Source organism: Pectobacterium sp. A5351 (assembly GCF_028335745.1).
Taxonomy (GTDB): domain Bacteria; phylum Pseudomonadota; class Gammaproteobacteria; order Enterobacterales; family Enterobacteriaceae; genus Pectobacterium.
In genome coordinates this window covers 26,163-38,509 of the sequence record NZ_CP116477.1, presented here as the reverse complement: position 1 = coordinate 38,509, position 12,347 = coordinate 26,163, and the positions used below count along the sequence as shown (strand labels likewise).

At 55.1% G+C, this 12,347-nt stretch carries 14 protein-coding genes; 8 read left to right on the top strand and 6 right to left on the bottom strand.

The genetic code is table 11. The annotated features are described in order from the left end of the window. The first annotated feature begins 105 nt into the window (after nucleotides 1–105). From bhsA (O1Q74_RS00225) to bhsA (O1Q74_RS00200), 6 genes are all read left to right on the top strand, one after another. Complete coding sequence (gene bhsA / locus O1Q74_RS00225) at nucleotides 106–363, top strand: multiple stress resistance protein BhsA (protein ID WP_271875393.1); 258 nt, start codon at nucleotides 106–108, stop codon at nucleotides 361–363. A 313-nt stretch (nucleotides 364–676) separates the two neighbouring features. Next, nucleotides 677–1,699: a sulfonate ABC transporter substrate-binding protein gene (locus tag O1Q74_RS00220; protein WP_271875391.1), complete on the top strand. Its 1,023-nt coding sequence runs from the start codon at nucleotides 677–679 to the stop codon at nucleotides 1,697–1,699. A 59-nt stretch (nucleotides 1,700–1,758) separates the two neighbouring features. Next, complete coding sequence (gene ssuD / locus O1Q74_RS00215) at nucleotides 1,759–2,901, top strand: FMNH2-dependent alkanesulfonate monooxygenase (protein WP_271875389.1); 1,143 nt, start codon at nucleotides 1,759–1,761, stop codon at nucleotides 2,899–2,901. 11 nt (nucleotides 2,902–2,912) lie between these two features. After that, nucleotides 2,913–3,707 carry an aliphatic sulfonate ABC transporter permease SsuC gene (gene ssuC / locus O1Q74_RS00210; RefSeq protein WP_271875387.1) on the top strand — a complete coding sequence of 265 codons (795 nt, stop codon included), beginning with the start codon at nucleotides 2,913–2,915 and terminating at the stop codon, nucleotides 3,705–3,707. Beyond that, a complete protein-coding gene (gene ssuB, locus O1Q74_RS00205; protein WP_271875385.1) occupies nucleotides 3,704–4,504 on the top strand; it encodes an aliphatic sulfonates ABC transporter ATP-binding protein in 801 nt (266 codons plus the stop codon). Before ssuC ends, ssuB begins: the two co-directional genes overlap by 4 nt. A gap of 172 nt (nucleotides 4,505–4,676) precedes the next feature. Then, nucleotides 4,677–4,934 carry a multiple stress resistance protein BhsA gene (gene bhsA / locus O1Q74_RS00200; RefSeq protein ID WP_012772768.1) on the top strand — a complete coding sequence of 86 codons (258 nt, stop codon included), beginning with the start codon at nucleotides 4,677–4,679 and terminating at the stop codon, nucleotides 4,932–4,934. Nucleotides 4,935–5,133: 199 nt separating this feature from the next. Here the strand turns inward: bhsA (O1Q74_RS00200) and O1Q74_RS00195 are convergent, their stop codons facing one another. Continuing rightward, nucleotides 5,134–5,631 carry a GNAT family N-acetyltransferase gene (locus O1Q74_RS00195; protein WP_271875382.1) on the bottom strand — a complete coding sequence of 166 codons (498 nt, stop codon included), beginning with the start codon at nucleotides 5,629–5,631 and terminating at the stop codon, nucleotides 5,134–5,136. 263 nt (nucleotides 5,632–5,894) lie between these two features. Here O1Q74_RS00195 and O1Q74_RS00190 point away from each other — a divergent pair, with 263 nt between their 5' ends. Next, nucleotides 5,895–6,281, top strand: coding sequence for a type II toxin-antitoxin system RelE/ParE family toxin (locus O1Q74_RS00190; protein WP_271875380.1), 387 nt, complete (start codon nucleotides 5,895–5,897; stop codon nucleotides 6,279–6,281). Next, complete coding sequence (locus O1Q74_RS00185) at nucleotides 6,268–6,567, top strand: helix-turn-helix domain-containing protein (RefSeq protein WP_180779427.1); 300 nt, start codon at nucleotides 6,268–6,270, stop codon at nucleotides 6,565–6,567. Before O1Q74_RS00190 ends, O1Q74_RS00185 begins: the two co-directional genes overlap by 14 nt. Nucleotides 6,568–6,603: 36 nt before the next feature. On the opposite strand, the gene O1Q74_RS00180 is transcribed toward O1Q74_RS00185, so the two are convergent. From O1Q74_RS00180 to O1Q74_RS00160, 5 genes are read right to left on the bottom strand one after another with little or no spacing between them, the layout of a single operon-like run. Next, on the bottom strand, nucleotides 6,604–8,403 hold the full coding sequence (locus O1Q74_RS00180) for an ABC transporter ATP-binding protein (RefSeq protein WP_271875376.1): 1,800 nt from the start codon (nucleotides 8,401–8,403) through the stop codon (nucleotides 6,604–6,606). A 39-nt stretch (nucleotides 8,404–8,442) separates the two neighbouring features. After that, the gene (locus O1Q74_RS00175) at nucleotides 8,443–9,351 is read right to left on the bottom strand and encodes an ABC transporter permease (RefSeq protein WP_271875375.1); all 909 of its coding nucleotides are present in this window, start codon (nucleotides 9,349–9,351) and stop codon (nucleotides 8,443–8,445) included. After that, complete coding sequence (locus O1Q74_RS00170; RefSeq protein WP_271875373.1) at nucleotides 9,348–10,325, bottom strand: ABC transporter permease; 978 nt, start codon at nucleotides 10,323–10,325, stop codon at nucleotides 9,348–9,350. The genes O1Q74_RS00175 and O1Q74_RS00170 overlap by 4 nt, the downstream gene beginning before the upstream one ends. Continuing rightward, complete coding sequence (locus O1Q74_RS00165) at nucleotides 10,325–11,314, bottom strand: nucleoside hydrolase (RefSeq protein WP_271875371.1); 990 nt, start codon at nucleotides 11,312–11,314, stop codon at nucleotides 10,325–10,327. The genes O1Q74_RS00170 and O1Q74_RS00165 overlap by 1 nt, the downstream gene beginning before the upstream one ends. Before the next feature lies 1 nt (nucleotide 11,315). Further along, nucleotides 11,316–12,269: a nucleoside hydrolase gene (locus O1Q74_RS00160; protein ID WP_271875369.1), complete on the bottom strand. Its 954-nt coding sequence runs from the start codon at nucleotides 12,267–12,269 to the stop codon at nucleotides 11,316–11,318. Between the last annotated feature and the right edge of the window lie 78 nt (nucleotides 12,270–12,347).

Genomic DNA, 12,347 nt, shown 5'->3' with positions numbered 1-12,347 from the left:
TATCTCAATAACATCCGTTTTTTAATTCATTAGCATCGGCGTAACATTCTTCCTATCGAAAGGGCAGCCCCCTTTCACCTATCAAACAGAAAAGGATAAGACATCATGAAAAACGTAAAAACCATCGCCGCTGCTGTTGTTCTCGCTACCATGACTTTCGGTGCTTCTGCTGCTGAATATGTGTCTCCTTCACAGGCTCAGAACCTGGAAAAAGCAGGCGTCGTTACCGCTACCGCTCAAGACCTCAGCTCACTACAGGCTCAGCTCGCCGCGAAAGCAGAAAAAGCAGGCGCTAAAGCTTATACCATCACGTCTGCGACCGGTAACGATCAGCTGCGTGGCTCTGCGGTAATCTTCAACTAATCGTTGTTTACCCCGAGTTTTTATCCCAGTTAGCCATCCTGTAAGCATCACGTATTACCCTCTTTCCGGCTTGCCTCCTCATCAGGGCAAGCCGGTTTTTTTATGGCGAACATCAGACGTGAAAAACGGATAAAACCCACTATTGCAGCGCTTATCACGCTAAGTGCCCTGATTTCAGACATTTTCTACTTTTGGCTATAAAAACGACAAATTGAGATTTAAAAAGCCCGCTCCCCCCCTGTTATGTTTATCACCTGATGTTGTATTTCCTCGCTGTATTTTAATTTTTCGTTATAAGGGAGAAAGCATACGCATGCCATTGATAATGAAACAATCGGCCACGGAAGGACGTGGAGTACGAGCACGGCTATGGAACAACGTGACAAAGCGGCTGCGCCAGATCCCTGCTCTTCTGGCCGCGGGTGCCGTACTGCTTATGTCCACCGCTCATGCGCAAGACAGCGTGCCGACGCAGTTACGCGTCGGCTATCAGAAAGGCTCGGTTAGTCAGGTTCTGGCGAAATCACACCAACTGCTGGAAAAACAGTTCCCTGACACCAAAATCAGTTGGATTGAATTCCCTGCTGGCCCGCAGATGCTGGAAGCACTCAATGTTGGCAGCATCGATCTGGGCGGGACTGGTGATATCCCGCCGATTTTTGCGCAGGCCGCTGGCGCTGACCTACTGTATGTCGGCGTAGAACCGCCTAAACCCGAAGCCGAAGTGATTCTGGTGCGTGAAGACAGCCCGGTGAAAACCGTCGCCGATTTAAAAGGCCGCAAAGTCGCCTTCCAGAAAGGCTCCAGCGCGCACAACACACTGCTACGGGCGCTGCAACGCGAAGGGCTGAAATTCACCGATATCAAACCGACCTACCTGACTCCCGCTGACGCCCGCGCGGCGTTCCAGCAAGGTAATGTCGATGCCTGGGCAATCTGGGATCCCTACTATTCCGCCGCGCTACTGGAAGGTGGCGTCCGTGTACTGGTTGACAGTAGCGGGCTGGAGAAAACCGGTTCTTTCTACCTCGCTTCCCGCCCTTACACCGAAGCACACGGCTCCTTTATTCGTCAGGTACTGGACGTACTGACCAAGGCTGATGCGTTAACCATCAGCGAGCGAGCGCAAAGCGTCACGCTGTTGGCAAACGCGGTAGGGCTACCGGAAAAAGTGATTGAAACTGCGCTCGATCATCGCCCCCCCACCACTATCAAACCGCTGGATGCCGCCACGATCAAGGCACAGCAATCCACCGCCGACCTGTTCTATGAAAACCGTCTGATACCGGTGAAGGTCAATATCGCAGAGCGCGTCTGGCGTCCCAAGGCGAACTAATCCGCCTATCGCCCCCCCTTTTGTTTACCTCAAACAAGACTGTTTAAGGAGTTCACACCATGAGTCTTAACGTATTCTGGTTTCTGCCCACCCACGGAGACGGTCGCTATCTTGGTAGCACCGAGGGTGCACGTCATGTTGACTACGGCTATCTGCAACAGGTGGCGCAAGCCGCCGAGCGGCAAGGGTTTGGCGGTGTGCTGCTGCCGACGGGCCGCTCCTGCGAAGATTCCTGGCTGGTTGCGGCATCGCTCATTCCGGTGACACAGCGGCTAAAATTTCTCGTTGCCCTGCGCCCCGGCGTGATTTCCCCCACCATCGCCGCACGCCAGGCCGCGACGCTGGACAGGCTGTCCAACGGTCGAGCTCTGTTCAATCTGGTGACCGGCGGTGACCCGGAAGAATTGGCCGCCGAAGGGCTGTTCCTCAGTCATGAAGAACGCTACGAAGCTTCGGCGGAATTCACCCATATCTGGCGCAGGCTGCTGGAAGGCGAAACCGTCGATTTCGCAGGCAAACATATTCAGGTCAAAGACGCCAAACTGCTTTATCCGCCCGTGCAGCAGCCGCGCCCGCCGCTCTACTTTGGCGGATCTTCCGAGGCTGCGCAGAATCTGGCGGCAGAGCAGGTCGATCTCTACCTGACGTGGGGTGAGCCACCTGAGCAGGTTAAAGAAAAGCTGGCAGAAGTCCGCGCCAAAGCGGCGGCACAGGGGCGTGAGGTTCGCTTCGGTATTCGCCTGCACGTTATCGTGCGGGAAACCACCGAGGAAGCCTGGCAGGCTGCCGATCGGCTGATCTCTCATCTGGATGAAAAAACCATCGCCGATGCGCAGGCAGCGCTGGCGCGTTTCGACTCCGTCGGTCAGCAGCGCATGGCCGCCCTGCACGGCGGCAAAAAGGACAAGCTGGAGATCAGCCCCAATCTATGGGCAGGCATTGGTCTGGTACGCGGCGGCGCAGGCACAGCGCTGGTTGGCGATGGCCCAACGGTGGCCGAGCGTATTCAGGAATACGCCGACCTCGGGATTGACACCTTTATCCTGTCCGGCTACCCGCATCTGGAAGAGGCGTATCGCGTGGGTGAACTACTGTTCCCACACCTCGATCTGGCTCAGCAGCCCACGCCGCTGCATGCGGTGAGCAACGCGGGAGAAGTGGTGGCAAATCGCTATGTACCGCGCAAAGTCTCACAGAGCTGAGGGAACCGATCATGGCAAGAACGCTCTCTTCACTGGCACAGCGGTTTGCACCTTTCCTGCTCCCTGTGACACTGCTGGTCGCGTGGCAGGTATCCGTCGAGTTCGGTTGGTTATCCAACCGGATTCTGCCGGCCCCCAGTTCGGTGATTACCGCAGGTTGGTCGCTCATCTCCAGCGGCGAGCTGTGGCAGCACCTGGCGATTAGCGGCTGGCGCGCCCTGATCGGGTTTGCTATCGGCGGCAGTATCGGATTGGTGCTCGGTTTTATCACCGGGCTGTCGCGCTGGGGTGAGCGGCTGCTGGACAGCTCAGTGCAGATGATCCGCAACGTTCCGCATCTGGCACTGATTCCGCTGGTGATTCTGTGGTTTGGCATTGATGAGGCGGCCAAAATTTTTCTGGTCGCGCTGGGTACGCTGTTCCCGGTTTATCTCAACACCTATCACGGCATTAAAAACATCGATCGCGGCCTGCTGGAAATGGCGCGCAGTTATGGCCTTTCCGGTATTAGCCTGTTCTCTCAGGTCGTGCTGCCCGGCGCGCTGCCGTCCATCATGGTGGGTATCCGCTTTGCGTTAGGCTTTATGTGGCTGACGCTGATCGTCGCGGAAACCATTTCTGCCAACTCTGGCATCGGCTATCTCGCCATGAATGCTCGCGAGTTTCTGCAAACGGACGTCGTGGTGGTCGCCATTATCCTTTACGCCCTGCTTGGCAAGCTGGCCGATATCAGCGCACAGGGGCTGGAACGCGTTTGGCTACGCTGGAATCCGGCTTATCAAACCTCATCGGGGGACGCATCATGACCGCTTTTACCGATTCCACAACGCACGATCATTCACCGTCACCGCTCACCAAGGGGACACCGCTGGCGCTGGATGCCATCACCAAGCACTACGGCCAACGCACCGTACTGAATGAGGTGCAGTTGCGCATTCCGTCCGGGCAGTTTGTTGCCATCGTCGGCCGCAGCGGCTGCGGTAAAAGCACCCTGCTACGTCTGCTCGCTGGGTTGGAAGCGGCCAGCAGCGGTGAACTGCTGACGGGCACCGCGCCGCTCAGCAGCGCGAAAGACGACACGCGGCTAATGTTTCAGGAAGCGCGACTGCTGCCGTGGAAAAAGGTGATCGATAATGTCGGGCTGGGACTGCGCGGCAACTGGCGTGAAAAAGCACAGGAGGCTTTGGCCTCCGTCGGGCTGGCGGATCGCGCTAACGACTGGCCGGCGGCGCTGTCCGGCGGTCAGAAACAGCGCGTCGCGCTGGCGCGTGCTCTCATTCATCACCCACGTTTACTGCTGCTGGATGAACCGTTGGGGGCGCTGGATGCCTTAACCCGCATCGAGATGCAAAGCCTGATCGAAAATCTGTGGCTCCAACATGGGTTCACCGTGCTACTGGTGACGCACGATGTGTCCGAAGCCATTGCGCTGGCCGACCGGGTTATTCTGATTGAAGAAGGCCGCGTAGGGCTGGACATCACGGTCGATTTGCCCCGACCACGACGTCGCGGCTCGGCAAAGCTGGCGGAACTGGAAGCCCGCGTGCTGGAGCGCGTACTGGTACCCACCGCGCCTCCTTTACCTCATCAGGCGGCAATATAACCTTTGTTTTGGCGATCGGGACTGGGTATCTTATCGCCAAAATAAACATCAGTAATATTGACATACTTTCTCAAAACACTCCGTTTTTCCTTCTCACAGCATCGGCGTAATATCCTCTTCATCGAAAGGAAATGACCTTTCACTCCAAACAACATTGAACAGGATACATCACATGAAAAACGTAAAATTCTTCGCCGCTGCTGTCGTACTTTCTACTCTGTCTTTCGGTGCTTTCGCTGCCGAGCAGGTTTCCTCACAACAGGCACAAGGTCTGGAAAAAGTGGGGGTCGTTAGCGCTACTGCTCGTAGCCTGGATTCACTGCAAGCACAGTTGGCTCAGAAAGCAGAAAAAGCCGGTGCCAGCGCCTTCACTATCACGTCTGCAACAGGTGATAATCAACTGCGCGGCGTCGCCGTTATCTACAAATAATGGCTGCCGATAAACAATCAAAAAATTAAACGGACTTTCCTCACCAAAGAGGAAAGTCCGTTTTTTTATGGGATAATAATGCCAAATTCACTTTGAGACGATCCCGTAGGCCATTCGGTGGCGCAGCACGAAGTGTCTCCGCGAGTGTTTTAGCAAGTACGTAGTAGCCAGTACAAAAAAGTCTGGGATTACGACTTATCTAATTAATATCAAGCCTCATCAAGATTTCGTCATGATATTCACCATCAATGTATAGTGCAGCGGTATCTATTGCCCACTCTCTAAATCCAAAAGAACAATAAAGGGCTTGTGCCGATTTGTTTGTTGCAGCGACTGAAAGTTTCACTGTTTTCGCATTGCGAGATGCCTGTAATGCCGCTTCCAAAAGCGATCGAGACAGGCCAGTTCCTCTCATTTCAGCTCGGACATACATTCCCCAAATCATTGCCACATGACACAGTTTTAGCGCAGTGTTACCACTTACACCCACGATACCCTGCAGCCTATTTTGAAGGTCATATCCTCCAAAAACTAAGTTTAGACGGAGGCGTTCAGCAAAGAACGTTTCTGGCTTCTGGCTTTCCTCTTCAAAAGACGCACCGAATGCTTCTGGATGAAGCTTAAGTGCTTCGAGCCTTACTCGCCTGAACTCGTCTAGATCGCTATTGTTTATACGACGTACTGCAAAAGTCGCCATTCCTACAGCCCTCCTGCCACCTTGCCACCTTGCCACCTTGCCACCTTGCCACCTTGCCACCTTGCCACCTTGAAAAGACCCATAATACTATTGCGTTGTAAAATACAACGTTAGCTTAAAATCATCGTTGTCCATGCCGTCCACCAGATAATATTTTTCGTCCAAGCTAGGGATAGCTCACTTAGTCATATACCCACTATTGCTAACGAGGAACGCTTGCTAATATAGCCTTAAGGTTATATTGTACTTACAGAGTGCAGGACATGGAGGTTTACAGATTGGCATGGGAAATAGTCACACGGGCGCTATTCGATACGTGGTTTGATGAGCAAACCGAAACGGTACAGGAAGAGGTTTTGGCACACCTCGGTATACTCGAAGAAGATGGCCCACAGCTAGGGCGACCACAGGTTGATCAGATTAAAGGCTCACAATACAAAAATATGAAGGAGCTTCGAGTTCAGGTTGGCGACCACCCATTCCGAACATTCTTCGCGTTTGATCGGACACGTAAAGCGATTGTTTTATGTGCGGGAGATAAGAAAGGCGAAAATGAAAAATTGTTCTACGAACGTATGATTAAGATCGCAGACGCTGAGTTTACATCGCATCTGATATCACCGGAGGTAAAAGAAGATGGCGACATTTAAAGAAATGATGGCTAAACGTTCACCGGAGAGCCGCGCCCGCATTGAAGCGCGCACGGCTGAGATCCGTCAGGAAATCACTTTAGCGAAACTACGCGAAGAGCTGAACATGTCGCAGACTCAGCTTGCATTAGCTCTGGGCGTCAAGCAGCCATCTATTGTTAAGATGGAGAAGGTCGAGAATGACCCAAAACTGTCAACGCTGAAACGCTATGTCACTGCCCTAGGCGGCAAGCTTACGCTAGATGTGACCTTGCCTGATGGTAAGCGTATCGCGCTTACTTTGTAATTAAGTCGTTCTGGATTTTCAGTAAACGCGATTCGTTCACTCAAGAACAAAATGTCCCTCCCCGACTTGCTTATAGCGACGTACGGGAGGATGGAAATCAGGGGCACGTACCGGACTGCGCAGCTCATCATTGGTGATATTGCGCACCGGACGGGTGTCCGGGTCAGGCACGGGTACCGCAGAAATCAGACGTCGGGTGTAATCATGCTGCGGATTGTCGAAGATCGCCGAACGTGGGCCGATCTCCACAATTTCACCAAGATACATCACCGCCACACGATGGCTGATACGCTCGACAACCGCCATATCGTGCGAGATAAACAGGAATGACAGCCCCAGCTTCTGCTGGAGATCCAGCATCAGGTTGATCACCTGCGCTTTGACGGACACATCCAGCGCCGATACCGATTCATCGGCAATAATCACTTTCGGCTCCAGCGCCAGCGCACGCGCAATACACACTCGCTGCCGCTGCCCGCCGGAGAACTGGTGCGGGAAACGCGAAGCCATATCGCCGGATAACCCTACCTGTTCCAGCAGTTCGCTCACTCGCGCACTCACATTCTGGCGGGTCGCCAGACCGTGCAGCAGCATCGGTTCGGCGATGGCTTCCCCTATCCGCATCCGCGGATTCAGGCTTTCATACGGATCCTGAAACACCATTTGAATCTGCCGCCGCGACTCGGTCAGCTCACGCTTATCCGCCGTCAGGATATTTTTTCCCAGCAGTTGAATGTCGCCGCTGACGGCGTCGTTGAGGCGAATAATCGACCGTCCGGTGGTGGATTTACCGCAGCCCGATTCCCCAACCAGCGCGAGCGTTTCGCCCGGCCAGAGATCGAACGAGACATTTTCCACCGCATGAACCCGCCCGGACAGCCGACGGAAAAATCCTGATCGGATATCAAATCGGGTGACCAGATTTTTTACCGTCAGCACCGGTTCCTCGCCCGACACGGTATTCACCGCCTCCGGCACCGACTGGCGTTCGCCCGTTTTGAGATCGATCAGCGGAAAGCGCTGTGGCCATGCGCTGCCGGACATCGAGCCTAATTTGGGCACCGCAGACAGCAGCATGCGGGTATAGGGCTGTTGCGGATGATGAAAGATTTCTCGCGTGACGGCATTTTCTACCATTTCACCCTGATACATCACCAGCGTGCGGTCGGACACTTCCGCCACCACGCCCATGTCGTGGGTGATAAACAGCACCGACATCCCTTCTTCTTCCTGAAGGGTTTTTATCAGCGTCAAAATTTGTGCCTGAATCGTGACGTCCAGCGCCGTCGTCGGTTCATCGGCAATCAGCAGCTTCGGGTGGCAGGCCAGCGCAATCGCAATCACCACGCGCTGACGCATCCCGCCAGAGAAGCTCTGTGGGTACTCGTTCAGCCGCGATTTGGCCGCCGGAATGCGTACTTTTTCCAGCAGTCGTACCGCTTCGGCACGCGCTTCAGCTTTCCCCATGCCGCGATGGCGACGCAGTACTTCCGTAATCTGGTAGCCAATCGGCAAGACCGGATTCAGGCTGGTCATCGGCTCCTGAAAAATCATGCCGATACGGTTGCCACGCACATCCTGCATCGCCTTATTGGGGAGCGACAGCAGTTCGGTATCGCCGAAATGAATCTTCCCATCAATGCGGCTTTGGCCGGGCGGCAGCAAGCGCATGATGGATTTCGCCATCACGCTTTTCCCTGAACCGGATTCCCCCACTACGGCGACCGTCTCTTTCTCGCCAATCGTGAAGGATAAATCCCGCACCACGTTCATCCACTCGCCGTTCACCTGAAAGGCGGTGGTCAGATGCGAAACGGACATAATCGGCGCTGTCATGTGTTCGTTACCCCTTATTCCCATGGGCGTTCCCACGGCTTAATTCCGCGGGTTGAGGATGTCGCGTAGCGCATCCCCGACCAGATTGATCGCCACAATCAGCAGCAGCAGTGTCAGCCCCGGAAAGAAGCTGATCCAATAGTCGCCCGACATCAGGTATTCAAAACCGTTCGAGATAAGTAGCCCCAGCGACGGTTCCGTCACGGGCAGCCCAATCCCCAGAAACGAGAGCGTGGCTTCCAGCATGATGGCGTAGGCAATGCGCATCGTTGCCACCACGATCAGCGGTGCCAGACAGTTGGGTAAAATATGGCGAAACAGAATGCGACGGTTGGACAGCGCCATGCTGCGCGCCGCGTCCACGTAGCTGCGGCGACGTTCCACCAACGCCGAACCGCGAATCGTGCGCGCGTAGTAAGCCCACTGGGTTACCACCAGCGCCATAATGATCTTATCAACCCCTTGCCCCAGCACCGCCAGCAGGATCAGCGCGATCAGGATGGGCGGGAAACTGAGCTGGATATCGACGATACGCATGATCGTCGCGTCCGTTTTTCCGCCGACGTAGGCGCTGATCAGGCCCAGCGAAGCGCCAATCAGCAGCGCAAACACCGCGCTGGTGAATCCCACCATCAGGCTGATGCGGGTACCGTACAGAATGGCGCTGAACAGATCGCGCCCCTGGTCGTCCGTTCCCAGCCAATACGTCATGCCCGCCATGCTCTGCGCACCCGGTGCGAGTCGGCCATCCATGATGTCGAGCTGCATCAGATCGTAGGGGTTCTGCGGCGACAGAAGCGGGGCAAGCAGCGCGAGCAGCACGAAAACCGCCAGCATAATGAGTCCGCACAGCGCCAGCCGATCGTTGATCAGCGCCATCACCACGCGCATCACCGGATGGGCGTTTTTTTGCACCACAGCGGGCTGGTGTATCGTATTACCCGTCATCCCTTGTCTCCTCCCAGCCGCACGCGCGGATCGACCAGCACATACAGCAAATCGACCAGCAGGTTAATCACGCTGAACATCACGACGGTAATCATCAGATAAGCCAGGATAACTGGGCGGTCGAGCACGGCAATCGAGTCGATAATCAGCTTGCCCATGCCCGGCCAGGCATAAATGGTTTCCGTGACCACGGCGAATGCGATCAGCGACCCCAGTTCCAGCCCCAGCACGGTAATCAGTGGAATCAGCGTGTTGCGCAGCACATGAACCAGTACGATGCGGGTTTCCGACAGCCCTTTCGCGCGGGCAAACTGCACATAATCCTGTTGCAGACACTCCATCACACCCGCGCGCATCAGGCGGATAACCAGCGAGATTTTAAACAGCGCGAGGTTAAACGCGGGCAGGAGAAGATGTTCAAGGCCATCGCGGGTCAGAAAACTAAACGGGATGCCGAACAGCTCATGGACATCGCCCCGACCTGATGACGGCAGCCAGCCCAGCTTCACACTGAACAGCATGATCATCACCAGCCCGATCCAGAACGTGGGCAGGCTAAAGCCGAGGATGGAGAAGGTCATGATAGATTTGGACACCGCGCTATCCGGCTTCAGGCCGGCATAAATCCCCAGCGGAATACCGACAACCAGCGCCATGACGAACGCCACCATCGCCAGTTCTAGCGTGGCGGGCATGCGCTGGAAAATCAGCGTCAGCGCGGGTTGATTAAAGATAAAAGAGTTGCCCATGTCGCCTTGCAAGGCGTTCCAGACAAATAGCCCGTACTGTTCCCAGATGGGCTTATCCAGACCGAAAGACTGAATCACCGCCAGCCGTTCCGCTGGCGTAGCCGTCGCACCCAACAGCATATCGACCGGATTACCGACCAGATAGACCCCCACAAACACCAACACCGACATCACAGCCAGCGTCAGTAGCGTTTGTCCGATTCGGCTCAGCAGGTAGGCTATCATTAGCGCCCCCCGGAACCGTTTAGGTCTTCAGAAGCGTTTATTTCTTTAGAAGAATAGTGGCGGAGGCGGTCGGTAAGCAGCCCGAGAAACCCTTGTTCGTCGATTTCCCGCATGACCAGCGCATTTTCCGGTTCATCCAATTTGTGATAGAAATCGGCAAACGCGTAACCCGCCGTCTTACCGGCAACTTCTACGCCTACGTGAGCACGTTTTGACGTGAAGAGCGCTGGCTTCAGCAACCACGCAATAACGGTCGCATCATGAATCGGTCCGCCTTCACGGCCAAAGCGTTCCACTTCGCTACGGTCAAACGTACGCAACAGCGCCGCCATCGCCTTGCCCGGCGCACCACCGCTACGTTCGATCTCATCCACCTGTTCCGTCTGAATCAGTGCCTGAAAGGTCATATCCAGCGGCATGATGATAACGGGAACACCGGAAGAAAAAACAATTTCCGCCGCATGGGGATCGGCATAGACGTTGAAATCAGCCCACGGTACACGATTCCCCATTGCGGTAAAGGCACAGCTCATGGACACAATCTGTTTGATGCCGCGCGCGACATCAGGATGGAAGCACAATGCCAACGCCAGATTGGTCATCGGGCCAAGTGCGCAAAGGGTGATTGGATTATTGTCGGCTGCGGCCTGGTGCGTCATCCGTACCAGAAAATCAACGGCGTGTTCCTGTTCTGGTGACAGCGTGCTCTCCGGTACCCAGTCAGCAGAAAATTTGCCGATATGGGCGTATTTACCAAAAACCTGATCGCGGATGAGCGGGCGTGATGCGCCAGCAAAAATGGGCACATCGGTTCTGCCCGTCAGGGCAACCACGTTGCAGGCGTTCTGTAGCGTGGCAGCAAGCGGCACATTACCAGCCACAGCGGTGATACCGAGAACGTCCAGTTCAGGCGAAGCTAATGCCAGCCAGATGGCTATCGCATCGTCAACGCCGGGATCGGTATCAATAATAATGCGTTCTCGAACCATGTCAGACACCCTCTCCATAGCGGCTCAATAGGTCAGCAAACAGCTCGACAACCTGTTTGGCATCAACCCCCGTCACCACATCCACATTCGGCTGACGGTTAGTTTTTCCGTACCAGTCGGCAACGGTCTGCCCCATGCACAGCTCGCTTTCCTGCTCAATGTAAACGCTGGCTTTTTCCGTCGTAAAGCAGTGCGGTGCCAGCACCCAGGCGATGACCATAGGATCGTGTAGCGGACCGCCGCGTGAACCATAGCGACGGATATCATTGCGATCCCAGAACGCCATCATTTCCCCCAACGGCGCGGAAATCCGCCCAGATAGCGCGATGAAACGCGCCACCAATTCCGGCGTCAAAATCACCTGATGCGTGACATCCAGCGGTAGCGCAACAAGGGCAATCGACGAATCAAACACCACCTTCGCCGCCTGTGGGTCGGCAAGCATGTTAAATTCAGACGTCAGGCTGCGGTTGCCTGCTTCCCGGTAGGCCCCGCCCATCATCACAATGCGCGCAATACCGTCAGCAATCTCAGGGGCCATACGCAGCGCCATGGCCACGTTAGTTAACGGCCCTAACGTACAGAGCGTGATCGGCGTGCCGTCAGCTATCGCCTGCTTGCACTGTTCGATAATAAAATTCACCGCATGCTGCGCTTCGGCCTGCTTTTGCGGCGCAGGCAGCACCGTCTGGCCCAATCCGCTTTCGCCGTGGAACTGCCCGTGGATCGGTGCACGCAACAGCGGCCGATGGCAACCGGCAAAAACGGGGATATCCGTCCGCTGACCTAATTCAACAATTTGCAACGCATTACGCACCGTCTTCTCCAACGGTTGGTTACCGCACACCGTGCAAATACCGCGAATATCCAACTCTGGCGCCACAAATGCGCTTAATAGCGCAATTGCATCATCTATCCCCGGATCACAATCAATAATAATAGGTAACGCACTCATCCCTCGGTGATTCCTTTTCTCTTTTTAATAGGTACAGCAAAACGTCAAGGTGCAGAAAGCCCCACACCTCTACAGCAT

Excerpts from the sequence above, each read along its gene's own strand:
- bhsA (WP_271875393.1), top strand. The coding sequence starts at position 106 with ATGAAAAACGTAAAAACCATCGCCGCTGCTGTTGTTCTCGCTACCATG.
- O1Q74_RS00220 (WP_271875391.1), top strand. The coding sequence starts at position 677 with ATGCCATTGATAATGAAACAATCGGCCACGGAAGGACGTGGAGTACGA.
- ssuD (WP_271875389.1), top strand. The coding sequence starts at position 1,759 with ATGAGTCTTAACGTATTCTGGTTTCTGCCCACCCACGGAGACGGTCGC.
- ssuC (WP_271875387.1), top strand. The coding sequence starts at position 2,913 with ATGGCAAGAACGCTCTCTTCACTGGCACAGCGGTTTGCACCTTTCCTG.
- ssuB (WP_271875385.1), top strand. The coding sequence starts at position 3,704 with ATGACCGCTTTTACCGATTCCACAACGCACGATCATTCACCGTCACCG.
- bhsA (WP_012772768.1), top strand. The coding sequence starts at position 4,677 with ATGAAAAACGTAAAATTCTTCGCCGCTGCTGTCGTACTTTCTACTCTG.
- O1Q74_RS00195 (WP_271875382.1), bottom strand. The coding sequence starts at position 5,631 with ATGGCGACTTTTGCAGTACGTCGTATAAACAATAGCGATCTAGACGAG.
- O1Q74_RS00190 (WP_271875380.1), top strand. The coding sequence starts at position 5,895 with ATGGAGGTTTACAGATTGGCATGGGAAATAGTCACACGGGCGCTATTC.
- O1Q74_RS00185 (WP_180779427.1), top strand. The coding sequence starts at position 6,268 with ATGGCGACATTTAAAGAAATGATGGCTAAACGTTCACCGGAGAGCCGC.
- O1Q74_RS00180 (WP_271875376.1), bottom strand. The coding sequence starts at position 8,403 with ATGACAGCGCCGATTATGTCCGTTTCGCATCTGACCACCGCCTTTCAG.
- O1Q74_RS00175 (WP_271875375.1), bottom strand. The coding sequence starts at position 9,351 with ATGACGGGTAATACGATACACCAGCCCGCTGTGGTGCAAAAAAACGCC.
- O1Q74_RS00170 (WP_271875373.1), bottom strand. The coding sequence starts at position 10,325 with ATGATAGCCTACCTGCTGAGCCGAATCGGACAAACGCTACTGACGCTG.
- O1Q74_RS00165 (WP_271875371.1), bottom strand. The coding sequence starts at position 11,314 with ATGGTTCGAGAACGCATTATTATTGATACCGATCCCGGCGTTGACGAT.
- O1Q74_RS00160 (WP_271875369.1), bottom strand. The coding sequence starts at position 12,269 with ATGAGTGCGTTACCTATTATTATTGATTGTGATCCGGGGATAGATGAT.